This is a genomic window from Nonomuraea rubra, assembly GCF_014207985.1.
Taxonomy (GTDB): domain Bacteria; phylum Actinomycetota; class Actinomycetes; order Streptosporangiales; family Streptosporangiaceae; genus Nonomuraea; species Nonomuraea rubra.
This window is the reverse complement of record NZ_JACHMI010000001.1, coordinates 5202298-5222529: the sequence shown is the minus strand read 5'-3', so window position 1 is coordinate 5222529 and position 20232 is coordinate 5202298. Positions and strand designations below refer to the sequence as shown.

20 protein-coding genes are annotated in these 20232 nt (G+C 72.7%); 7 read left to right on the top strand and 13 right to left on the bottom strand.

Annotation, left to right across the window (positions count from 1 at the left end; all coding sequences use genetic code 11):
- Positions 1-70: 70 nt before the first annotated feature.
- The 5 genes from HD593_RS23790 to HD593_RS23770 all read right to left on the bottom strand — a co-directional run bounded on the left by HD593_RS23790 (position 71) and on the right by HD593_RS23770 (position 7361).
- Positions 71-937 (bottom strand): alpha/beta fold hydrolase, encoded by an 867-nt coding sequence (locus tag HD593_RS23790; protein WP_185104328.1) that lies wholly within the window; start codon positions 935-937, stop codon positions 71-73.
- On the bottom strand, positions 934-1407 hold the full coding sequence (locus HD593_RS23785) for a hypothetical protein (RefSeq protein ID WP_185104327.1): 474 nt from the start codon (positions 1405-1407) through the stop codon (positions 934-936). The genes HD593_RS23790 and HD593_RS23785 overlap by 4 nt, the downstream gene beginning before the upstream one ends.
- A 48-nt stretch (positions 1408-1455) precedes the next feature.
- Complete coding sequence (locus HD593_RS23780) at positions 1456-1914, bottom strand: cupin domain-containing protein (protein WP_185104326.1); 459 nt, start codon at positions 1912-1914, stop codon at positions 1456-1458.
- Positions 1915-1985: 71 nt separating this feature from the next.
- On the bottom strand, positions 1986-4580 hold the full coding sequence (locus HD593_RS23775) for a ThuA domain-containing protein (protein WP_185104325.1): 2595 nt from the start codon (positions 4578-4580) through the stop codon (positions 1986-1988).
- Positions 4581-4586: 6 nt separating this feature from the next.
- A complete protein-coding gene (locus HD593_RS23770) occupies positions 4587-7361 on the bottom strand; it encodes a carbohydrate-binding protein (RefSeq protein ID WP_185104324.1) in 2775 nt (924 codons plus the stop codon).
- A gap of 480 nt (positions 7362-7841) precedes the next feature.
- On the opposite strand from HD593_RS23770, the gene HD593_RS23765 reads away from it, so the two are divergent.
- Both HD593_RS23765 and HD593_RS23760 read left to right on the top strand, forming a co-directional pair.
- On the top strand, positions 7842-8222 hold the full coding sequence (locus HD593_RS23765; RefSeq protein WP_185104323.1) for an NAD-dependent epimerase/dehydratase family protein: 381 nt from the start codon (positions 7842-7844) through the stop codon (positions 8220-8222).
- A 28-nt stretch (positions 8223-8250) separates the two neighbouring features.
- Entirely contained in the window at positions 8251-10131 is a 1881-nt protein-coding gene (locus HD593_RS23760) for a substrate-binding domain-containing protein (RefSeq protein ID WP_185104322.1), read from the top strand.
- 294 nt (positions 10132-10425) lie between these two features.
- Here the strand turns inward: HD593_RS23760 and HD593_RS23755 are convergent, their stop codons facing one another.
- On the bottom strand, positions 10426-10623 hold the full coding sequence (locus HD593_RS23755) for a hypothetical protein (RefSeq protein ID WP_185104321.1): 198 nt from the start codon (positions 10621-10623) through the stop codon (positions 10426-10428).
- Between the two features lie 24 nt (positions 10624-10647).
- Here HD593_RS23755 and HD593_RS23750 point away from each other — a divergent pair, with 24 nt between their 5' ends.
- A complete protein-coding gene (locus tag HD593_RS23750; RefSeq protein WP_185104320.1) occupies positions 10648-11472 on the top strand; it encodes an efflux MFS transporter permease in 825 nt (274 codons plus the stop codon).
- Here HD593_RS23750 and HD593_RS23745 read toward each other — a convergent pair.
- The 4 genes from HD593_RS23745 to HD593_RS23730 all read right to left on the bottom strand — a co-directional run bounded on the left by HD593_RS23745 (position 11447) and on the right by HD593_RS23730 (position 15105).
- On the bottom strand, positions 11447-12922 hold the full coding sequence (locus tag HD593_RS23745) for an FAD-dependent monooxygenase (protein ID WP_312903650.1): 1476 nt from the start codon (positions 12920-12922) through the stop codon (positions 11447-11449). The two genes, HD593_RS23750 and HD593_RS23745, sit on opposite strands and share 26 nt — an antisense overlap.
- Positions 12919-13512: a PadR family transcriptional regulator gene (locus HD593_RS23740; protein ID WP_185104319.1), complete on the bottom strand. Its 594-nt coding sequence runs from the start codon at positions 13510-13512 to the stop codon at positions 12919-12921. Before HD593_RS23740 ends, HD593_RS23745 begins: the two co-directional genes overlap by 4 nt.
- A 94-nt stretch (positions 13513-13606) precedes the next feature.
- Positions 13607-14728: an RNA polymerase sigma factor gene (locus HD593_RS23735; protein WP_185104318.1), complete on the bottom strand. Its 1122-nt coding sequence runs from the start codon at positions 14726-14728 to the stop codon at positions 13607-13609.
- A gap of 38 nt (positions 14729-14766) precedes the next feature.
- Positions 14767-15105 (bottom strand): YciI family protein, encoded by a 339-nt coding sequence (locus HD593_RS23730; RefSeq protein ID WP_185104317.1) that lies wholly within the window; start codon positions 15103-15105, stop codon positions 14767-14769.
- A 151-nt stretch (positions 15106-15256) separates the two neighbouring features.
- Between HD593_RS23730 and HD593_RS23725 the strand changes: the two genes are divergently transcribed.
- A complete protein-coding gene (locus HD593_RS23725; protein ID WP_185104316.1) occupies positions 15257-15730 on the top strand; it encodes a carboxymuconolactone decarboxylase family protein in 474 nt (157 codons plus the stop codon).
- Positions 15731-15737: 7 nt separating this feature from the next.
- On the opposite strand, the gene HD593_RS23720 is transcribed toward HD593_RS23725, so the two are convergent.
- A complete protein-coding gene (locus tag HD593_RS23720; RefSeq protein ID WP_185104315.1) occupies positions 15738-16370 on the bottom strand; it encodes a TetR/AcrR family transcriptional regulator in 633 nt (210 codons plus the stop codon).
- 83 nt (positions 16371-16453) lie between these two features.
- On the opposite strand from HD593_RS23720, the gene HD593_RS23715 reads away from it, so the two are divergent.
- On the top strand, positions 16454-17095 hold the full coding sequence (locus HD593_RS23715) for a CatB-related O-acetyltransferase (RefSeq protein WP_185104314.1): 642 nt from the start codon (positions 16454-16456) through the stop codon (positions 17093-17095).
- Positions 17096-17544: 449 nt separating this feature from the next.
- Here the strand turns inward: HD593_RS23715 and HD593_RS23710 are convergent, their stop codons facing one another.
- A complete protein-coding gene (locus HD593_RS23710; RefSeq protein ID WP_185104313.1) occupies positions 17545-18060 on the bottom strand; it encodes a signal peptidase II in 516 nt (171 codons plus the stop codon).
- 106 nt (positions 18061-18166) lie between these two features.
- Here HD593_RS23710 and HD593_RS23705 point away from each other — a divergent pair, with 106 nt between their 5' ends.
- Positions 18167-18787, top strand: coding sequence for an L-threonylcarbamoyladenylate synthase (locus tag HD593_RS23705; protein WP_185104312.1), 621 nt, complete (start codon positions 18167-18169; stop codon positions 18785-18787).
- A 14-nt stretch (positions 18788-18801) separates the two neighbouring features.
- On the opposite strand, the gene ppk2 is transcribed toward HD593_RS23705, so the two are convergent.
- Positions 18802-19596, bottom strand: coding sequence for a polyphosphate kinase 2 (gene ppk2, locus HD593_RS23700; RefSeq protein WP_185104311.1), 795 nt, complete (start codon positions 19594-19596; stop codon positions 18802-18804).
- 144 nt (positions 19597-19740) lie between these two features.
- Here ppk2 and HD593_RS23695 point away from each other — a divergent pair, with 144 nt between their 5' ends.
- Entirely contained in the window at positions 19741-20232 is a 492-nt protein-coding gene (locus HD593_RS23695) for a hypothetical protein (RefSeq protein WP_185104310.1), read from the top strand.

Sequence of the window (20232 nt, the reverse complement as noted above, 5' to 3'; positions counted from 1 at the left end):
GTCCACGGCACGCCCGGGAGGGTGATGCCCAGCCGGGATCCTTGCCGACTCCGCAGGTCCGCTTGGCCGGCTAGGAGCGGCCGGTGGTCTCGGCGTGGAAGCCCAGCACCGCCCGGGCGATCTCGCCCGGCTGTTCGGCCTGCATGGCGTGGCTGGCGTCCAGCTCCAGGACGCGCAGGTGCGGCCGGTCGGCGAGGAGGGGCAGCAGGTCGCGGCGGATGCCCGCGCGCAGCGCCGGCATGAGCTCGCCGACGCGGCCGGGCAGGCCGGGCAGGTTCCGGGTGGCCAGCACGAACAGGGCGGGGCAGCGGATCCGCGCCACCTGCGGGACGCTGTCCTTGAAGTACGGGTCGTGCCTGACCTGCCCGGCCAGTTCGGCGCTCGGCCGGACGAAGACGCCTTCACCGGTGGTGAGCAGCGCCCGCTGCGGGTACATGGCGGCGTGCGCTTCCGGCAGCGGCTGCGCCATCGCCGCCGCCTGCGCGTCGAAGACGGAGTTCAGCTCCGCGAGCAGCGCCTGGAGGTCGCCGGGGCCGAGGCCGGCGTAGTGCCGCGGCTCGGTCTCGGCCGAGCGCAGGCCGTCGAGGTTGACGATGCCGGGCCCGTCCGGGTGGCGCAGCGCCCACTGTACGGCGACCATGCCGCCGAGGGAGTGGCCGACCACGAGGGGCTCGGCGAGGCCGAGGTGGTCGACGACGGCGCGGACGTCGTCCAGGACGGCCTCCCACTCCCACGGCCCGTCGCCGGACAGGCCGTGCCCGCGCAGGTCCATCGCGACGACGCGATGGGAGCCGGTCAGCAGGGGCGCGAGCTCGTCCCAGTGCAGCAGGGTGCCGCCGAGGCCGTGGAGCAGCAGGACGGGGGCGCCGTGGCCGCCGTGGTCGCGGACGGCCAGGCGGACCGGGCGGTCGTCGATGACGAGGTCGGATACGGTCACGGGGCGTTCTCCTTCGGGCGGTTGAGCCGGGTGTGGATGGAGGAGGTCGTGACGCCGCCCTCGGGGTGTTTGTCGAGCTTGCCGCGTTTGACGAGGTCGTGAACGCCCTGGCGGGTGATGCCGAGCATGGCGCCCGCCGTGGAGTAGGAGACGGCCGTCGCGGAGGGGTGTCCGGCGCCCCGGGCCACGGCGCGGCCCAGGGGGGTGCGCCACCACTGCTCGGGCGGGTCGAAGGGCCCGTCGCCGGGGAACAGCACCGCGATCAGCCTGGCGGCGGTCAGTGCCGCCTGCCGCTGGTCGCGGCCGAGCAGCTGAGCGGCCCAGACCTCGGCCTCGATGCGCAGCCGGTCCTTGATCGGGGCCAGCAGCTCGTCGGAGGCCAGCAGGATCTCCAGGGGGTCGAGCACCCGCGTCTCCAGCAGCCGGACCAGCGCGGCCACCAGCTCGACGTGTTCGTCGGTCGTCGTCACTTGACGGACGATAGCAAGTACTTGCTATCGCCCGTCAAGTAGTCGCGTTCACGGCAGAGGGGGTGGTCCCACGAGGTCGATCCCGTGCCGCGCCGCGATCTCACCCAGCCGGTCAGGGCCGGCGCTCGCCTCGACCAGGAAGTCGGCGAAGGCCGGGCCGTGGTGCAGCGTCAGGTACCGGGCGGAGTCGCTGGTCACCACGAACCCGTGGGGCCGCCCCGCGGGCAGCACGGCGGCGCTGCCCGCGCCGGCCAGGTGCTCCCGGCCGTCCACGATCACCCGCAGCTCGCCTTCGAGCACGACGAACGTCTCGCTGGCGGAGCGGTGGACGTGCATCGGGCTGCCGTGCCCGCGGCGGCCCGTGGTCTCCACGACCGCGAACGCGCCGCCGGTCTCGTCCCCGGTGACGCGCAGGTGGTAGAGCTCGCCGAGGAACGACACGGTCTGCTGGGTGTCCGGCGTGGTGATCGCCGGCGTCCGGATCTGTGATGCGGATGGTGGTGTCATACCGCCAGTCTCGCGACGGCCGGGCCCGGCGTCGATGCCGACGCGTGCCCGGCCGTTCACTGTCCGTGCAGTCAGGCTCTCTCTGAGGGTGCCGCGAACCGGCCCACCCAGTACGCCGTCCGGTCCAGGTACGCGGTCTGCGCCGCGGCACCCGTACGCCCGTAGGCGCCCTCGAAACTCTGGTAGCCGTCACGCGGCACCGCCGGCTCGATCACGCTGCCCTCGTGCCACTCGTTGAACGACGTGATCGACACCCACGTGGGCCCCGTCGCGAGGGCGTTGGACCACTCCTTGTCGTAGGTGGCGCCGTTGTCCCTGGCGAGGGTGGGCGTGGTGTTGCCGGGCACCGCGCGGTCGTCGAGGTAGCCGGGCCCCACGGACGGGGCCCACACGAGCCCGTGCTGCCGCGCGTGATCGGCGGCCTGCTGCCAGCCGGGCGCGGTGGCGCCGGCGATCGCGTCGTAGGTGTACATGCCGTTGAAGTGGGCGATCTTGGAGGTGTCAGTGGTCTGGGCCAGGATGACGTTGTCCTGGTTCACCTGGCTCAGGGCCGACCAGTCGGTGATGCGCAGGCTCTCGAAGACGTAGAAGGCGTCGCTGAAGGCCGGGTGCGCGCCGTAGGTCTGGTTGATGTAGCGGATGTCGTCCACGGTGGAGGCGGCGGTGCGGCCGGAGTAGGGCTCCAGGTGCCAGGCCACCTTGAGCCCCTCCTTGGCGGCCGCGTCCAGGACGCCGCGGGCCAGGCCGTCCTCGTAGCTGCCGCGGCCCCACCAGCTCAGCACCAGCACCCCGGCGGCCGACTGCCTGATCCACTTCATGTGCTGGGCCACCGCGCCGGCGAAGTCGCCCGAGTCGTAGGCGCCCAGGGCCGGGTAGAAGTCGGCGCCGATGTCGCCCGGAGGGCTGTGCCCGCCCTGCTGCCAGTGCCGCCAGCCGCCGCTGACCTGCGGGGAGCCGTACCAGGGGTAGTAGAAGACGTGCACCTTGTCGGAGGTCTGCGGAGCCGTGCCGCCGTCCAGGGTGATGGTGTCGAGGTCGAAGAGGTTGCCGCTGCCGCCGGTGAAGACCAGGAAGAGCGGCCCGGTGGCCGTACCGGTCAGCGCGGTGGAGACGGTCTGGAAGTTCTCCCAGCCGCCGGTGACGGGCACCTGCACCGAGCCGAGCAAGGTGCCGGTGGCCGAGCCCGAGCGGATCTGGATGGTGCCGCCGACGCCGCCGGACGAGACGCGGGCGGAGAAGCGGGTGGCACCGGCGGTGGTGACGTTCGCGTAGCCCGCCCAGTCGCCGTTGTCCACGTAGCCAAGCGTCTTGCCGCCGCTGGCCGGCGCATGGTCGGCGATCTGCACGCCCGAGCCGGAGGTGTACGACTCGCCCTCGACGGTGATGCTGCCGCCGCCCAGTTCCCTGATCCGGATGTTGCGGAAGGCGACCTGGTCGGAGGCGCCGTGGTTCTGGATGCCGACGTGGCCCTGCCGGAGTGAGCGCCGGGAGTCGGTGTTGGTGAAGTCGTTGATCAGCGCGCCGTTGAGGTACACGCGCAGCCGTTCGCCCTCCACCAGCAGCTCGTAGGTGTTCCAGGAGCCGGGCGGGTTCAGCGCGGCGTCACGGGCGGCCTGGTCGGCGGCCTTGAAGCCGTAGATCGAGCCGGTCGTGCGGTCGGGGGTGTCGGTGGCGTCGATCTGCACCTCGTAGCCGTTGTCCACGGCCGACTGCGGGTCGCCCGAGGCGGGGAAGCCGACGAACACGCCCGAGTTGCTGTCGCCGGTCACCCGCCAGTCCAGCTTCAGCGAGTACGAGCCGAGCTCCCTGGCCGAGTACCAGAGCAGGCCCATCCCGCCCTGGGAGGTCAGGGTGGCGTCGGCGTTGGCGAAGCTGCCGGGGCCCGCCTGGGACCAGCCGGTGGTGGAGCCGTTGTAGAGCGGGGTGTAGCCGTTCTCGGGGCGGCAGTCGGCCTTGGCCACCCCGGCGGCGTAACGGATGCCGCCGAGCAGCACGTTGCGGAAGGCCGGGTCGGCGTAGGACTCGATGGTGTGGCCGAGGCCGGTGTAGAAGGCGCGGCCCTGGCCCTGGGGGTGGCACCAGGTGATGGGGTGGTCGCCCATGTCGCCGCCGCTGTAGGTGGCCTCGTCCAGCGACTGCAGCACGTGCACCGAGGGGCGGGGGTTGGCGCGGTAGTTGTACCACTCGTCCGTCCGCGTCCAGGCGGGGCCGAGGTGGGCGGTGGCGGGGTGGGCGCGGTCCTCCGTGCGGACGGTGGCCTGCTGGATGGCGGGGTGGCTCCTGAAGTACGCGCCGGCCAGCTTCTCGTAGTACGGCCAGCCGTACTCGGTGTCGGCGGCGGCGTGCACGCCCACGTAGCCGCCGCCCCCGTCCACGTACGCCTGGAAGGCGGCCTGCTGGGTGTCGTCGAGCACGTCGCCGGTGGTGTTGAGGAAGACGACGGCCTCGTATCCGGACAGGTCGGTGAAGGCGCCGGCGTCCTCGGTGGCGGTCACGGTGAAGTTGCCGGCCGCGCCGAGGTCCCGGATGGCCTGGACGCCGGCGGGGATGGAGTCGTGGCGGAACCCGGCGGTCTTGGAGAAGACCAGCACCTGGTACGCCGGATCCGCGGGGACGGCGGTCAGGCTCGCCGCCACGAGCGCGAGGGTCAGGAGTTTGGACAGCATCGCCGCCTACCTGGTGATCGTGAACGTGTCGAGGTCGAAGAGGTTGCCGCTGCCTCCAGTGAAGACCAGGAACAGCGGCCCTGTCGCCGAACCGGTCAGCCCGGTGGAAACAATCTGGAAGTTCTCCCAGCCGCCCGTGACGGGCACGGCGACCGAGCCGAGCAGGGTGCCGGTGGCCGAACCCGAGCGGACCTGGATCGTCCCGCCCACCCCGCCGGACGAGACGCGGGCGGCGAACCGGGTGGCACCCGCGGTGGTGACGTTCGCGTAACCCGCCCAGTCGCCGTTGTCCACGTACCCGAGCGTCCTGCCTCCGCTGGCCGGCGCGTGGTCGGCGATCTGCACGCCCGAGCCGGAGGTGTACGACTCGCCCTCGGCGGTCGTGGCTCCCGTGGCGAAGGTGAAGGCGTCCACGTCCAGCAGGTTGCCCTGGCCCGTCACGCCCTTGAAGACGAGGAACAGCTTGGCCGGGCCGGCAGGGGCGGTGCCGTTCAGGTCGGCCGAGACGTCGGTGAAGGTGTCCCAGCCGCCCGTGCCGGCCACGGCGAGCGTGCCCAGCAGGGTCCCGGTCGCCGAGCCGGCGCGCACCTCGATGGTCCCGCCGGGGCCGCCGGAGGAGACCCGGGCGGTCAGCCTGGTGGCTCCGGCCAGGAGGTACGGCTCGAAGGAGATCCAGTCGCCGTTGTCGGTGAAGCCGACGGTCGCGCCGCCCTCGGCGCCGCCGTGGTTCGCGATCTGGATGCCCTGCTGGGCGCCGAAGTGCTCGGCCTGGCGGTGCGCCGGTTGCAGGGTGCGGACGCTGTGGCCGGTCAGCCCGCCCTGGTCGGTGTACTCGGCGTCGAAGACGCCGTACAGGTTGGCCGCCGCGTCGTGCTCGCCGTCGGGCGGGATGGTGATCGACCCCTGGCAGCCGTTCTTCGAGGTGATGGCGTGGGTGTGGCTGTCATGGCCGACCAGGTACGTCACCTTGACGGCCGCGCAGTTCACGGCGCCGTCCTCGGGGTCGGTGACCGTGACGCGGAAGGGCACGGCCTGGCCGTAGGAGAAGATCTGGCCGTCGGCCGGGGTGGTGAACGTCACGGTGGGCGCCGTGTTGCCGACGGTGATCACCAGGCTGGCGGTGCCGGTCAGGCCCTGCGGGTCGCGTACGGTCAGGGTCGGCCGGAAGGTGCCGTCGGCCGTGTAGGTGTGGGTGGGGTTCGCCTGGGTGGAGGAGGTGCCGTCGCCGAAGTCCCACGCGTGGGTGAGCGCGCCGCCCTCGGGGTCGGAGCTGCCGGCGGAGGAGAAGGCCACGGTCAGCGGCGCTTTCCCGGAGGTCCTGTCCGCGGCGGCCCTGGCGACGGGGTTGCGGTTCGCGCCGCCGAGGTACTCGATCCGGTACAGCGCCTGGTTGCCGCCGCCCGTGCCGTAGTCCAGCACGTACAGGGCGCCGTCGGGGCCGAACTGCGAGTCGATGATCTGCGTGCCGTCCCACGGGAAGTCCTCGATCAGGCCGGGCGTGCCGTCGCTCTCCACCTCGATCGCTTTGATCCACTGGCGGCCGAACTCCATGGCGAAGTAGCGGCCGTCCAGCGACTGCGGGAACTTGACCGTCGAGGAGGAGCCGGCGTCGTAGCGGTAGACCTCGCCGCCCATGGGCGACTCCGAGCCGCCGCCGAACTCCGGGGGCGAGCCGGCGTCGCCGTACTTGATCCAGCTCGGCTCGGCGGCGGGCAGCCTGGCCAGGCCGGTGTTGCGGAAGGAGTTGTTCACCGGGCCGCCCGCGCAGTCGTACCTGGCGCCGGACGGGCCGCTGGGGAAGGTGTACTCGTTGTACGTCTCGGCGGCGGTGTTGGTGCCGGTGCAGTACGGCCAGCCGTAGTTGCCCGGAGCGGTGATGCGGTCGAACTCCACCTGCCCGCCGGGCCCCCGGCCGGGGTCGGCGGCGCCCGCGTCGGGGCCGTAGTCGCCCAGGTAGACCGTGCCGGTCTGCTTGTCGACCGACATCCGGAACGGGTTGCGGAAGCCCATGGCGTAGATCTCGGGCCGGGTCCCCGCCGTGCCGGGCGGGAAGAGGTTGCCCGCCGGGACGGTGTAACCGCCGTCGGGTTGCGGCTTGATGCGCAGCAGCTTGCCGCGCAGGTCGTTGGTGTTGCCCGAGGAGCGCTGCGCGTCGAACTGCGGGTTGCGGCCGGTGCGCTCGTCGAGCGGGGAGTAGCCGCCGGACTCGAACGGGTTGGTGTCGTCGCCGGTGGTCAGGTACAGGTTGCCCGCGGCGTCGAAGTCGATGTCCCCGCCCACGTGACAGCACTGGCCGCGGTCGTTGGGCACCTCCAGCACGACCTTCTCGCTGGCCGGGTCGAGGGTGTTGTCGGCCTTGAGGGTGAAGCGCGACAGGTTCAGGTGCCCCTTCCACGGCGCGAAGTCGGCCTCGGTGCCGGTCACGGGGGCGTCGCCGGCCGGGGTGCTCAGCTTGGGCGAGTAGTAGAGGTAGACGAAGCGGTTGGCGGCGAAGCCGGGGTCGGCGGCGATGCCCTGCAGCCCCTCCTCGTCGTGGGTGTAGACGTCCAGCTTGCCCGCCACCTTCGTGGCGCCGGAGGGGTCGGTGTGGCGGACCGTGCCGTCGCGGGCGGTGTGCAGCACGGACCTGTCGGGCAGGACCGCGAGCGACATGGGCTCACCTAATTCGGACGGCCCGAGGGCGAGCTGGACGTGCTGGTAGTCGGCGGGTGGGATGTCGATCGCCGCGGCACCGGTGAACACCAGTGACACCACGGCGAGCAGCTTCGGCCACGCAGACATGGGCTTCCTTTCCTGACCGGGGGGACGTCAGGCAAGGCGCGCGCCGACCGCGCTTTGCTGGTGAGGTTGCGCTTGACGATTTGTCGGGCGATTTCAGGATCTAACGAGTTGCTTACCGCGCCGAAATATGGCTGTCAAGGGCTTGACTGTTCAGTGAGTGAACGGTGAGAGACGACGGGAGATCCGCAAAATCGCGATCAATTAGCGCAAATACATGGCTGGAGCGCTCCACCCTCTTGCGCCCTCCCGGTCCGAGGACCTTTAATCCAGACTCACGCCCGCCTGGCGCCGACGGAAGGTTGCGGCGGCCCCCTTGCCGCCGACCACGGGGGCCCGCCGCATGTGGGTGCCGTCCTCCCGGCCAGGCGGGCGGACGCATCGCGCCGCGAAACTTACAGCCGCTGTACGCGCCTTGACATCCGTCCGGGCCTGCCCGCATGCTGCGTTCACCAAATCGATTTGCGGATCGGGGAGTACAACATGACCCATATTCCGCGGCGGGTGCTGGTCACGGAAGCAGCCGGGAGCGTCGGCCGGGCCACCCTCGACCTGCTCGCCCGACGGCAGATGAAGGCGACCGGGCTCGGCCTGCGCGACCCCGGCGGCCTGCCGCTCGACCGCATGGTGGTGGGCAGCGCCGGCGACCCGGAGGTCGTGCGGCGGGCGCCGGTGGGGGCCAAGGCCGTGATCCATCTCGCCGCGCTCCCCGCCCTCGGGCCGGCCTGGACGGGAACGATGTTGCACCGGCGTACGTGCCCCGTGGACGAGGAGATCCCGTTGCAGGTGGAGGACCCGCCACCCCGCCGACATCGAGGACATCACCCGCATTCGCCCCGTAAGGCCAAAGTTTTTAGCGGCTAAAAGGATTGGGTCGATGTAAGGTCTTGGCATGCCCACCCAGCAGCCCCCGGCCAGGCGTGAGCGGAAGAAGGCCGAGACGCGGCGCGCCATCGCCGACGCCGCGCTGCGGCTGTTCGCGCTACGGGGGTTCGACGCGGTGACGGTCAGCGAGGTCGCCGAGGCGGCTGACGTGTCGGCCAAGACCGTGTTCAACTACTTCCCCGTCAAGGAGCAGCTCTTCTACGAGCACGAGCCGCTGCTGGCAGGCGATCCCGCCGAGGTGGTGCGGCACCGGCCGGGCGGGCGGGCGGCGGTGGCGCTGCGCGGGCTGTTGCGTGCCAACCCTGCCGGTGACCTGGCGCTCTTCGGGCGGGTGTACCGCGGCAGCGACACCCTGCGCGCGCACGGGCGCGAGCTGTTCGCGGCCCGCGAGCGCGCGCTGGCCGAGTCGCTGGCCGAGTCACTGGCCGAGTCACTGGCCGAGACGGCGACGGGGTCTCCGGCCGAGCCTCTGGCGGCCCTTTCGGCCGGGGCTCTGGCGGGATCGGTGACGGAGTCCGGGGCCGACGGGATGGGCGGTCTCAGGGCGCGGATCCTGGCGGCGGCGGTGCTGGGGCCGTTGCGGCAGGTGTGGGAGTCGATCCTGCTGGAGGCGGCCGGCCGGGTGCCGCCCGCCGAGGCCGTCGCGCGCGGCGTGCGTACGCTCGAGGACGCCAACGCCGTGCTGAGCAGCGCCTTCGAAGGCTTCCTCGAAGGACGCGGCGCATCCGAAGGGTCCCTCCAAGGACGCGGCGCATCCGAAGGTTTCCCCCAGGGACGCGGCGCACCTCTGGGCCTTCCCCCAGTCGCGGGCCTTGCCGAGGGACGCGAGCCTGCCGAAGGCTCCGGAGCGCTCCCCCAGCCCCTCGGCGAGCAGCCGCGTGCGGTCAGGGGCGAGCGGCCGAGCATCAGGCGGGTGGCCGGCCTGGCCGGGGTGAGCGCCACGACCGTGTCCCACACCCTGAACGGCCGCCGCCCCGTGGCGGAGGAGACGCGCCGTCGCGTGCTGCGCGCGATCGAGGAGCTCGGCTACCGGCCGAACGTCCTGGCCAGGGGCCTGCGCACCAGCCGCAGCCAGACCATCGGCCTGATCATCCCCGACATCACCAACCCGTTCTACCCGGCCCTGGCCCGCGGCCTGCAGGACGTGCTCGGCCCCGCCGGCTACGACCAGATCATCAGCAACACCGACGGCGTGAGGCGGGCCGAGCAGGCCGCGATCGAGCAGATGATCGCCCGCCAGGTCGACGGGCTGGCCTTCGCGGTGTTCCACACCCACGCCGAGGACCTGCTGCCGGTCATCGGCGCCGGCATCCCGGTGGTGCGGCTCGGCGGCAGGCTGGCCCAGCGGGGCGTGGACGTCGTCCACAGCGACGACGAGGGCGGCGCCGCCGAGGCCACCCGCCACCTGCTCGCCCGGGGCTACCGCAGGATCGCGTTCGTGTGCGGCCCCGCGGCGGAGGGCCCGGCGGCCGAGCGCGTCGCGGGTTACCGCGCGGCCCTCGCCGAGGCCGGCGTGCCGGCCGGCCGGGCGCTCGTGGAGCACACCGCGTTCAGCCGCGCGGGCGGCGCGGAGGGCGTGGCGCGGCTGCTGGACCTGCCGGAGCTGCCCGACGCCGTCCTGTGCGCGAACGACGTCATGGCGATCGGCGCCCTCGACGTGGCGGCCCTGCGCGGCCTGCGCGTCCCGGACGACCTGGCCGTGATGGGCTTCGACGACATCGACGCCGCCGGCATGGTCTCCCCCGGCCTGACCACCATGGCCAACCCGGCCCGCGAGATCGGCCGGGCCACGGCCACGCGGCTGCTCGAACGGCTGAACGGCACCATCGGCGAGCCGTCCACCGAACTCGTCATCCCCGCCCGCCTGGTACGCCGCCACTCCGCCTGAGCACTGTCACCGGTTCGCCGATCCACCCGGACCGGAACTCTTGACACCGCATGCGTCGCGTGGAGGAATCGTCTTAACGATTTGCGCTCGCAGTCCGAAGGGACGCCATGATCGCAAAACGTCGAAGCCTGGCCCTCGTCCTCCTCCTGACGGGCCACTGACAGCAGGGCGGCCACACCCCACCCGTCCACGGCTGGTGGGGCCGGGGCAGCTACGAGGACGGCCTGGGGGCGATCAAGGGTGAGGCCGCGCGGCGGTGTGTTAGGCTCCGGCCTGGCTTCTCACCGTCGGGCCTCACGCCTCGCCAACCAGCTTCACCCGCGTCCGGATGACGCGGGGAAGGTGGAAGTCGCTCACCACATCCTGGAAAAGGGTGCTTCGCATGGTGGCGACGACGCGTGTCGGCCCTTCAGGCGAGCAACCGGCCACGCAGCGGCCGTGGCTGGTTCTCGCGATCATGTGCATCGGCTTCTTCATGTCGTTGCTCGACACGTCCCGATCGGGATCGTCACCGCCGTGCTGGCGCTGGCCTTCGTGCCGCCCCTGCGCTCCGGCCTGGCCCAGCGGCTCGACCTGGCGGGCGTCGCGCTGGCCACCGCCGGGCTGGGCGGCGTCGTCTTCGGCCTGATCGAGGGCGAACGCTACGGCTGGGCCACCGTCGCGGGGCCGATCGTGGCGGGGGTGGCGCTGCTGGTGGCGTTCGTGCTCCTGCAACGGCGGCGGGAGGCGCCCCTGATGCCCCTGGCCCTGTTCAGGGTGCGGAACTTCGCGGTCGGCAACGCGGCCGGGTTCGTCTTCCAGCTCGGCATGATCGGCGTCATGTTCGCGCTGGTGCTGTACCTGCAGCTGGCGCGCGGGTACTCGGCGCTGGAGACCGGCCTGGTGCTGCTGCCCGGCGCGGTGCTCACCGCGGCCGGCTCGGCGTACGCGGGGCGGTTGTCGGACAGGTTCGGCGGCAGGTACGTGGCGGCGTCCGGTGTGTCCAGCACGATCCGGCAGGCCGGCGGCGTGGTCGGCACGGCCGTGCTGGGCGTCCTGCTCTCGGCCCGGCTCTCCTCGGCCCTGCGCGCCGAGGCCGGGGAGCGGGCGGGCCTGCTGCCCGAGCCGCTGCGTGCCCGGTTCGTCGAGGACAGTGCCGCCGCGGCCCGCCACTACAGCCCGCCCGCGCCGCCCGGCGGCCTGGACCCGGCCACGGCCGCCCTGTACGAGCGGGTCACGGCCGAGACGTTCGCCGCCGGGTTCGTGACCGCCCTGCACACCGCCCTCGTGGCGTGTGCGGTGGTGCTGGTGGCCGCGGCCGTGCTCTGCCTGTTGTTCAGCCCACCCGGGAGCCGGCGCTGAACCAGGTGGCCAGGGCCGTGGCGAGGGTGCCGCCGGGCTGGGGGTCGGAGGTGGTGGAGACCCAGGCGGTGTGACCGTCTGGGCGGATCAGCAGCCCTTCGAGCCCGGGCTGGGCGGGACACCGGGCGTCGTAGGTGTCCACCCCGTCGCCGGGGGCCGGCAGCGGCCGGTCGCCGAGGCGGAGCAGGATCGGGCGGGCCCGGTGCAGCAGCTCGGCGACGCTGGTGCGGCGGCCGTCGAGGGTCAGCTCCAGGTTGGGGGCGAGGCGGCCGAGCCACGGGTGGTCGCCGGGGATCCTCGGGTCGTAGCGGGTGCTCACGCCGGTCGCCAGCTCCGCGAGGTACTTGCCGGCGCCGGTCACCCGTTCGACCAGCTCGCCGAACAGGTCCCGCACCGGGGCGAGGGCGGGGTCGTGGCCGGCGAGGGCCGTCTGGGCGCGGATGGTGCTCAGCAGGCGCTCGCCGGCGGCGTGCCGTTCGTCGTGGTAGCTGTGCAGCAGCCCGCCTGGGGCGTGGCCGAGCGCTGTGGCGGCGAGCTTCCAGCCGAGGTTGACCGCGTCGGCCAGCGCCACGTTGACCCCGATCGCGCCGGTCGGCGGGTGGATGTGCGCGGCGTCGCCCGCCAGCACCACGCGTCCGGCGACGTAGCGGTCCGCGAGCCGGGCCGCGTCGCCGAAGCGCGTGAGCCAGCGCGGCTCGCGCAGCTCCACGTGGCGGCCGAGCTGGTCGTCCAGCAGCCGCTGGAAGTAGGGCAGCGTCACGGGTTCGTCGCGGTCGGCGGGCGGCTCGGGGTCGTCGAGCACGATGCGGACGTAGCCGGGCCGCGGGATCACGAACACCGTGCCGCGCTCGCCCTTGGTCATGCCGAACGGCAGGGCGGCGGGGTCGGCGAGCTCGAGGTCCGCGAGCACGCCGTAGTGGGTGGCGGGCGTGCCGGGGAAGCCGATCCCGGCGCGCTTGCGCACCAGGCTGCGGCTGCCGTCGCAACCGGCGAGGTAGGCGGCCCGGGTGCGCCACCTCCGGCCGCCGGACTCGACGGTCACCTCGACGCCGTCGCCGTCCTGCTCCAGGTCGGCGACTGTGTGCCCCCAGCGCACCGGCACACCCAGCTCGGCCAGCCACTGCTCCAGCAGCTCCTCGACGCGGGTCTGCGCGATGCCCAGCACGTACGGATGGTCGGTGTCCATCACCGTCAGGTCGAGCGGCCTGGCGGGGTCGGCGAACATGCCCGCCGGCACGGCCGGCCCCTCGGCCAGGAATCGCCCGGCGATGCCGCGCCGGTCGAGCAGCTCCAGGCTGCGGGCGTTGAGGTTGAACCCCCTGCAGTACGGCGAGCGCTCCGGCAGCGCGTCGAGCACCGTCACCTCGGCCCCGGCGAGCGTCAGCTCCGCCGCCAGCATCAGCCCGGCGGGCCCCGCGCCCGCCACCATGATCGTGCCGTCGCCGCTCACTGGCCCTCCTCCTGGGCGCGTACCCAGCCGGACACGTCCGGCCAGGCCAGCCGGCCCGTCTCGATGTCGGCCACGATCTCCTCGATCCAGCCGAGCTCGGCCTCCTGCATGCGCAGCGCGTACTCCACCTCGACCACGAACAGGCGCGGCACCGTGCCGGCCGCCAGCAGCTCGCCGTGCTCGCGGCGGTGCTCCTCCAGCGTCGCGCGCACCCGGGCGGCGCGGTCCCGCAGCGCCTCCACGGCGCCGCCGGGCCCGAGCGCGCCGAGGTAGCCGACGGCGGACAGGAACTTCGGGTACTCGGCGGACGGGACGCGGATCAGCTCCTCCACCCAGCGGGTGAACTCCGCCCGCCCGAGGGGGGTGTGCTGGTAGACGGTGCGCTCCGGCCGGGCGCCGACCTTGACGGTCTCCCGCGCCTCGATCCACCCGGCCCGCTCCAGCGCGCGTACGACGTCGTACAGGGAGCCGGTGGTCACCTTGAACACCCGGTCCTGGCCGCGTTCGCGCAGGGTGGCGGCCATGGCGTGCGGGTGTGCAGGGGACTCGATGAGCAGCCCGAGCACGGCCAGGCCCAGCGCGTTGGACACCGGACGTCGATTACTCGTTCCCAATCGCTTGCCTCCTATTGCTCGGGTCCGAGTATTAGGAGGGCGCGCGGGTCTGTCAAGCCGCCCGCGGCTGTCAGAGCTGTTCGAGCCGGCGGGCCAGGAAGCGGCGCTCGGGGGCCGAGGTGGCCAGCTCCAGCGCCCTGCCGTACGCGGTCCTGGCCTCGGCGGGCCGGCCGAGGCGGCGCAGCAGCTCGCCGCGGGTCGAGTGGAAGTAGAGGTAGCCGTCGAGGTCGAGCCGGTCGACGGCGCGCAAGGCCGCGGCGGGATCGCCGGCCTGGGCGAGCGCCACCGCGCCGTTGAGCTCGACCACCGCGGAGCCGGTGAGGCCGGCCAGCCGCCGGTACAGCGCGGCGACCTGCGGCCAGTCGATCGGCTCGCGGGTCTGCAGCGAGGCGATCGCGGCCTGGACGACGTAGGCGCCGCGCCCGCCCAGCCTGATCGCCCGGTCGAGCACCGCGCACCCCTCGGCGATCTGGCGCAGGTCCCACAGCGACCGGTCCTGGTCATCGAGCAGCACCAGGTCCTCGCCGCGGAAGCGGGCCCGACGCCGGGCGTGGTGGATCAGCATCAGGGCCAGCAGGCCGTGCGCCTCCGGCTGGTCCGGCAGCAGCGCGGCCAGCAGCCGGCCCAGGCGGAGCGCCTCCGCGCCGAGGTCGGTCCGGCCGCGGTACCCCTCGTTGAAGATGAGGTAGACGACGGCGAGCACCGCGTCGAGGCGGTCGGGCAGCCTGTGCGCGGCGGGGACGGCGAACGGGATCCCGGTCGCCTTGATCTTGGCCTTGGCGCGGGACAGCCGCCGCTTCATGGTCTCCTCCGAGACCAGGAAGGCCCGGGCGATCTCGGCGGTTTCCAGGCCGCCGAGCGCCCGCAGCGTGAGCGCCACCTGCCCGTCCAGCGGCAGCGCCGGGTGACAGCAGGCGAAGATCAGCTCCAGCCGCTCGTCCTTGATCGCTGTGTCGTCGAACTCGTCCATGGCGGCCTCGGGTTCGTGCAGCAGGTGGATCTTCCCGGCCAGGGCGCGTTCCCTGCGCACCCGGTCGATCGCCCGGTTGCGGGCCGTCGTCAGCAGCCACGCACCCGGCTTGTCCGGCATGCCGGAAACGGGCCAGCGCTCGGCCGCGATCGCGAACGCCTCCTGCGCGGCCTCCTCGGCCCGGTCGAAGTCGCCGAGGAACCCGATCAGCGAGGCCAGCACCCGGCCCCACTCGTCGCGGAAGACCTCCTCCAGCGCGCTCAGAACCGCATCACCGGCCTGACCTCCACCACCCCGCCGAGCCGGGCCGCCGGGACACGCGCGGCAAGCTCGATCGCCTCGTCCAGGTCGGCCGCCTCGACCAGGCAGAACCCGCCCAGCACCTCCTTGGTGTCGGCGAACGGCCCGTCGGTCGGCAACGTCCGGCCCCCGGCCACGCGCACGGTGGTCGCCGTCTCGACCGGCTGCAGCTGCGCACCGCCGGCGTAGCGGGGGTCCTCGGCCAGCGCGCGATAGTCCGCGTACGCCGCCTCACGGTCCTCCTCCGTTAGCCCGTCGAGGTAGCCGGGCTCCTCGTAGATGATCAGGGCGTACTGCATGCGACCTCCGCAGGGGCGACGTGGGCTCTCTCCTCTACGACGAACCGGCGGCCGCGCAGGGGACACTCACCGGTATTCTCCTCCGCGCCGTCCCCGGGCGCCGGTCCGCTTCGTCGGTGGGGTGTAACCGTCGACACGCAAGGAGATCACCATGGACGCCCGTCTCGACTACGCAGGCAACCCGGTCGGGGCCAGGATCGTGAAGCACGTCGTCTCGGCGAGCAGGGCCGCGCACGACTCGTCCCTGCCGGCCGCCACGCGCGAGCTGGTGCAGCTGCGCACCAGCCAGATCAACGGCTGCGCCGTCTGCGTCGACCAGCACGCCAAGGACGCCGCGCACGCCGGGGAGACCTCCGTGCGGCTCAACCTGGTCGCGGCCTGGCGCGAGGCCACGGTCTTCACCGAGGCCGAGCGCGCCGCCCTGGAGCTGACCGAGCAGGGCACCCGCATCGCCGACGGCGCCGGCGGCGTCACGGACGAGGCCTGGGCCGAGGCCGCCAGGCACTACGACGAGGAGCAGCTCACCGCCCTGGTGAGCCTGATCGCCGTCATGAACGCCTGGAACCGGCTGAACGTCATCACCCGGCAGCCGGCCGGCGACTACCGGCCCGGCCAGTGGGGGTGAGACCCGCTCATCCCGGGGCACCCGCGACCGGCGGGTCCTTGACGAAGGCGCCGGCGAAGGCGGCGAGGGCGGCGGCCCTGGCGGCCAGTCCGGGCAGGTCCGGGTCCGGTGGCGTGCGGAGCAGCACCAGGTGGTGGTAGAGCGGCGCGGTGGCGGCGACGAGCAGCACTCGCGCATCGGTGCCCGCCGGCAGCTCGCCGCGCCGCACGGCCCTGCCGACGATGACCTCGCAGCGCGCGTAGCGGTCCTCCCAGAGCCGCCGCAGGCCGCGGGCGGCCTCCTCCGAACGGAACGAGGCCGCGATCAGGGCGGCGGCGATCGACGGCTGCGCGGTCATGGCGGCCAGGTTCTCCTGGTTCAGCACGGTCAGGTCGCCCTGCAGGGAGCCGGTGTCCTGGGGCTGCCAGTCGTCGTCGCTCGTGGTCGCCTCCAGGAGGTCGGCGAGCAGGCCGCCGACGTCCCGCCAGCGCCGGTACACCGTCGCGCGGTGCACGCCCGCGCGGGCCGCGACGCCGTCCAGGCCGAGCCCGTCGTAGCCGCGCTCGGCCAGCTCGGCGCGGACCGCGTCGAGCACCTGGGCACGGACGCGGCCGGTGCGGCCACCCGGGCGGCGCCTGGACCGCGCGCTCTCGGACGTCATCGGTTCGGTCTCCGTTTGCTCATCGGGCGGCGCCATGCCACCATCTTAATGTACATCTTGTCGCATTAACGGAGCCGCCGTCCATGAATCCGCTCGTTCCCGCCGATCCGGCCGTCCTGCACCCGATGCCGGAGCAGCCGCGGGTGGTGCTGCTCCGGCCGCTGGTGAAGTCCCCGTTGATCGAGGCCGGGGAGTACTCCTACTACGACGACCCCGACGATCCGACCGCGTTCGAGACGCGCAACGTGCTCTACCACTACGGGCCGGAGAAGCTGGTCATCGGCAGGTTCTGCGCGCTGGGCACGGGGGTGCGGTTCATCATGAACGGCGCCAACCACCGCATGGACGGCCCCTCGACCTTCCCCTTCCCCACCATGGGCGGCTCGTGGGCGCACCACTTCGACCTGCTGACGGGCCTGCCGAACCGCGGCGACACCGTGGTGGGCAACGACGTCTGGTTCGGGTACGGCGCGACGGTGATGCCGGGCGTGCGGATCGGGCACGGCGCGATCATCGGCGCCGGCTCCGTGGTCACCTCCGACGTGCCCGACTACGGCATCGTCGGCGGCAACCCGGCGCGGCTCATCCGCACCCGCTACGGCGCGGAGGACGTCGCCCGGCTGCTGGCCGTGGCATGGTGGGACTGGCCGGTGGAGCACATCACCGCGCACGTACGGACGATCATGTCGGGCAGCGTCGCCGACCTGGAGGCCGCCGCACCGTGAGGCCTCCGTCGCCCGGACACCCGCCGCGAACCCGAAACGAGTGATCTTCCATGCCCCGCCGCGCCCACCTCGCATTCCGGGACGACCACCACCGACGCCGACGCCTTCTCCGGCGTCCCCTCCCGCGCTCTGGCCCTGATCACCCGGGCCATGCAACCGCACGCCGACCAGGTCGGCCCGGCACGGTGACCTTCGTCGGCCCCTGCTTCGGCCCGCGCCGCGAGGAGGACGGCTGGACCCGTCCGGCCGGCTCGTGGAGCTGGGCGTGGCCCGCCGAATCGACACCGCGGACGCCACGGCCGGCGCCCTGCGGTCCGCCCTGCTCGACCTCACCGCCGACCCGGAGGTCGCCCGCCGTTCGGCCCGGCTCCGGGCGGACGCGCGCGGAGGGCGGCACCACCCGCGCCGCCGACCTCGTCGAGCGGCTGCAGCCCTGACTTGTGCGGAGGTCAGGACTCCTTGGCGACGGGCGCCAGGGGAACGCCGCGCACCGTGAGGAGGAAGAGGAAGGCGCAGCTCAGCGTGAGGGCGATGTCGGCGACGTTGCCGACGAACAGGTCGCCGTAGCCGATGAAGTCGACGACGTGGCCCCGGGCGAAGGCCGGCGGGCGGAACAGGCGGTCGAGCAGGTGGGAGGTGGCGCCGCCCAGCAGCCCGCCGAGCACGGCCGTCCAGGCCGGGGAGTGCAGGCGGCGCCCGGCGTACAGGATGCCCGCGACCGCCGCGGCCGCCGTCAGCGTGAACACCCAGGTCACGCCCTCGCCGATCGAGAACGCGGCGCCGGGGTTCAGCAGCAGGCGCAGCTCGATGAGGCCGGGGATGACCGTGATGTTCCGGCCGTCCGAGAGCGCGGAGACCGCCCACAGCTTGGACGCCTGGTCGACGAGCAGGACCGCCGCGGCCAGCACCAGCATCCACCCGTACGGCCTCAGGCCCGTCCCGCGCGCGCCGTGGTTCTCGGGCATCTCGACCTCTCGTCCGGCTGACTGATCCGCGTCGAATGTACCGGCCGCTGCGCGGAACCGGCACCTTGATGTGCCGCGCCGGTGCCGCCCGCTTCTAGGATCAGGTGTGGCCAAGTACTTCGACGTCCATCCGGACAACCCCCAGCCCCGCCTGATCAGCCAGGTCGTCGAGCTGTTGAACGCCGACGGGCTCATCGCGTACCCGACGGACTCCTGCTACGCCCTGGGATGCCGGCTGGGCAACAAGGAGGGCCTCGACCGGATCAGGGAGGTCCGCGGCCTCGGCGGTGACCACCACTTCACCCTGATCTGCAGGGACTTCGCGCAGTTCGGGCAGTTCGTTCATGTGAGCAACGCGGTGTTCCGGCTGGTCAAGGCGGCCACCCCGGGCGGCTACACGTTCATCCTGCCCGCGACCAAGGAAGTGCCGCGGCGGTTGCTGCATCCGAGGAAGAAGACGGTCGGCGTCCGGATCCCCGACCATGTCGTGACGCAGGCGCTGCTGGCCGAGCTCGGCGAGCCGTTGCTGTCGAGCACCCTGCTGCTGCCGGACGAGACCGATCCCATGACCCAGGGCTGGGAGATCAAGGAGCGGCTCGACCACGTGGTGGACGCCGTCCTCGACGCCGGCGAGTGCGGCGCCACCCCCACGACCGTCATCGACCTGTCGCAGGACGAGCCCGAGATCCTCCGAAGAGGGACGGGAGATCCGTCCCTCTTCGAGTAGGGGCGGGTACGCGGTCAGCCGAGATCCCCCGTCACGTCGGGCACCGGTGTCTCCACCCTCGGCGGCCGCCGGTACCCCGTAGGGGCGGGCCGGGGCGGGATCTTCAGCGGCGGGCGCTCCACCTCGCCGTACGGGACCGTGGACAGCAGGTGGGAGATCATGTTGATCCTGGCTCGCCGCTTGTCCTCGCCCTCCACCTCGTACCACGGCGCCTCGGGGATGTGGGTGTGCACCATCATCTCGTCCTTGGCCCGCGAGTATTCCTCCCAGCGGGTGATCGACTCCAGGTCCATCGCCGACAGCTTCCAGCGCCGCATCGGGTCCTCCAGCCGGTCGCGGAAGCGGCGCTCCTGCTCGGTGTCGCTGACCGAGAACCAGTACTTGCGCAGCAGGATCCCGTCCTCCACCAGCAACCGCTCGAAGATCGGGCACTGGTGCAGGAACCGGGTGTACTCCTCTTGGGTGCAGAAGCCCATCACCTGCTCGACCCCGGCCCGGTTGTACCAGCTCCGGTCGAACAGCACGATCTCCCCCGCGGCCGGCAGGTGCTCGACGTAACGCTGGAAGTACCACTGCGTACGCTGGCGCTCGGTGGGCGCGGGCAGCGCGACGATCCTGGTCACCCGCGGGTTGAGATACTGGGCCACCCGCTGGATCGTGCCTCCCTTGCCGGCGGCGTCGCGCCCCTCGAAGATCACCACCAGGCGGCGCCCCTCGGCCCGCACCCACTCCTGCAGCTTCACCAGCTCGGCCTGCAACCGGATCAGTCGTTTCTCGTACGGCTTGCGGCTCAGCTTGCCGGCGCTCATGACCATCACCTCCGCCCCGCCACCGTACCCGCCGCCGCCCATCGGGGTGGTGCCGCCCTCCTTGCGCAGGAGCGAGTCGTCCGGCTGATCCGCCGGGCCTCGCCGGGCGAATCCCCTCGTGTCACGACAACGGGGAGGACAGTCATGAAGAAGCTGCTCGTCGCGCTGCTGGCCGGCGGGGCACTGGCCGCCACCGCCGCGCCCGCCCTGGCCGCCGCGAAGGAGCCCGCCCTCGGGCCGTACGGCTACGGCCCGGTCAAGCTCGGCATGAGCGCCGCCAAGGCGCGGGCCACCGGGAAGATCGTGCTCAAGCTGCCCGCGGGGGCGGGCCTGTGCTCCGGCTGGAACCTCAGGGCGCACCCGGCCGGGAAGGGGCGCGTGGGCCTGTACATCTCCAGGAAGGCCGGCGTGGCCGTGATCCTGGCACAGAAGGGGATGCGGACGCCGCGGGGAATCGGCCTGGGCTCCTCGGTCAGGCAGGTCAGGAAGGCGTACCCGGGCCTGAGGACCTCGCCCAGCGGGGTCGCCTACACCGCGGTGCCCGGCAACCCGAAGGCCTACTACGCCTTCCTCTACTCCAACGGCAAGGTCAGGGAGCTGGCGTTCGGGCTCGACAGGCAGGACTGCATCAACTGA

Excerpts from the sequence above, each read along its gene's own strand:
- HD593_RS23780 (WP_185104326.1), bottom strand. The coding sequence starts at position 1,914 with ATGACACCACCATCCGCATCACAGATCCGGACGCCGGCGATCACCACG.
- HD593_RS23775 (WP_185104325.1), bottom strand. The coding sequence starts at position 4,580 with ATGCTGTCCAAACTCCTGACCCTCGCGCTCGTGGCGGCGAGCCTGACC.
- HD593_RS23770 (WP_185104324.1), bottom strand. The coding sequence starts at position 7,361 with ATGTCTGCGTGGCCGAAGCTGCTCGCCGTGGTGTCACTGGTGTTCACC.
- HD593_RS23765 (WP_185104323.1), top strand. The coding sequence starts at position 7,842 with ATGACCCATATTCCGCGGCGGGTGCTGGTCACGGAAGCAGCCGGGAGC.
- HD593_RS23760 (WP_185104322.1), top strand. The coding sequence starts at position 8,251 with ATGCCCACCCAGCAGCCCCCGGCCAGGCGTGAGCGGAAGAAGGCCGAG.
- HD593_RS23730 (WP_185104317.1), bottom strand. The coding sequence starts at position 15,105 with ATGCAGTACGCCCTGATCATCTACGAGGAGCCCGGCTACCTCGACGGG.
- HD593_RS23725 (WP_185104316.1), top strand. The coding sequence starts at position 15,257 with ATGGACGCCCGTCTCGACTACGCAGGCAACCCGGTCGGGGCCAGGATC.
- HD593_RS23720 (WP_185104315.1), bottom strand. The coding sequence starts at position 16,370 with ATGACGTCCGAGAGCGCGCGGTCCAGGCGCCGCCCGGGTGGCCGCACC.
- HD593_RS23715 (WP_185104314.1), top strand. The coding sequence starts at position 16,454 with ATGAATCCGCTCGTTCCCGCCGATCCGGCCGTCCTGCACCCGATGCCG.
- HD593_RS23710 (WP_185104313.1), bottom strand. The coding sequence starts at position 18,060 with ATGCCCGAGAACCACGGCGCGCGCGGGACGGGCCTGAGGCCGTACGGG.
- ppk2 (WP_185104311.1), bottom strand. The coding sequence starts at position 19,596 with ATGAGCGCCGGCAAGCTGAGCCGCAAGCCGTACGAGAAACGACTGATC.
- HD593_RS23695 (WP_185104310.1), top strand. The coding sequence starts at position 19,741 with ATGAAGAAGCTGCTCGTCGCGCTGCTGGCCGGCGGGGCACTGGCCGCC.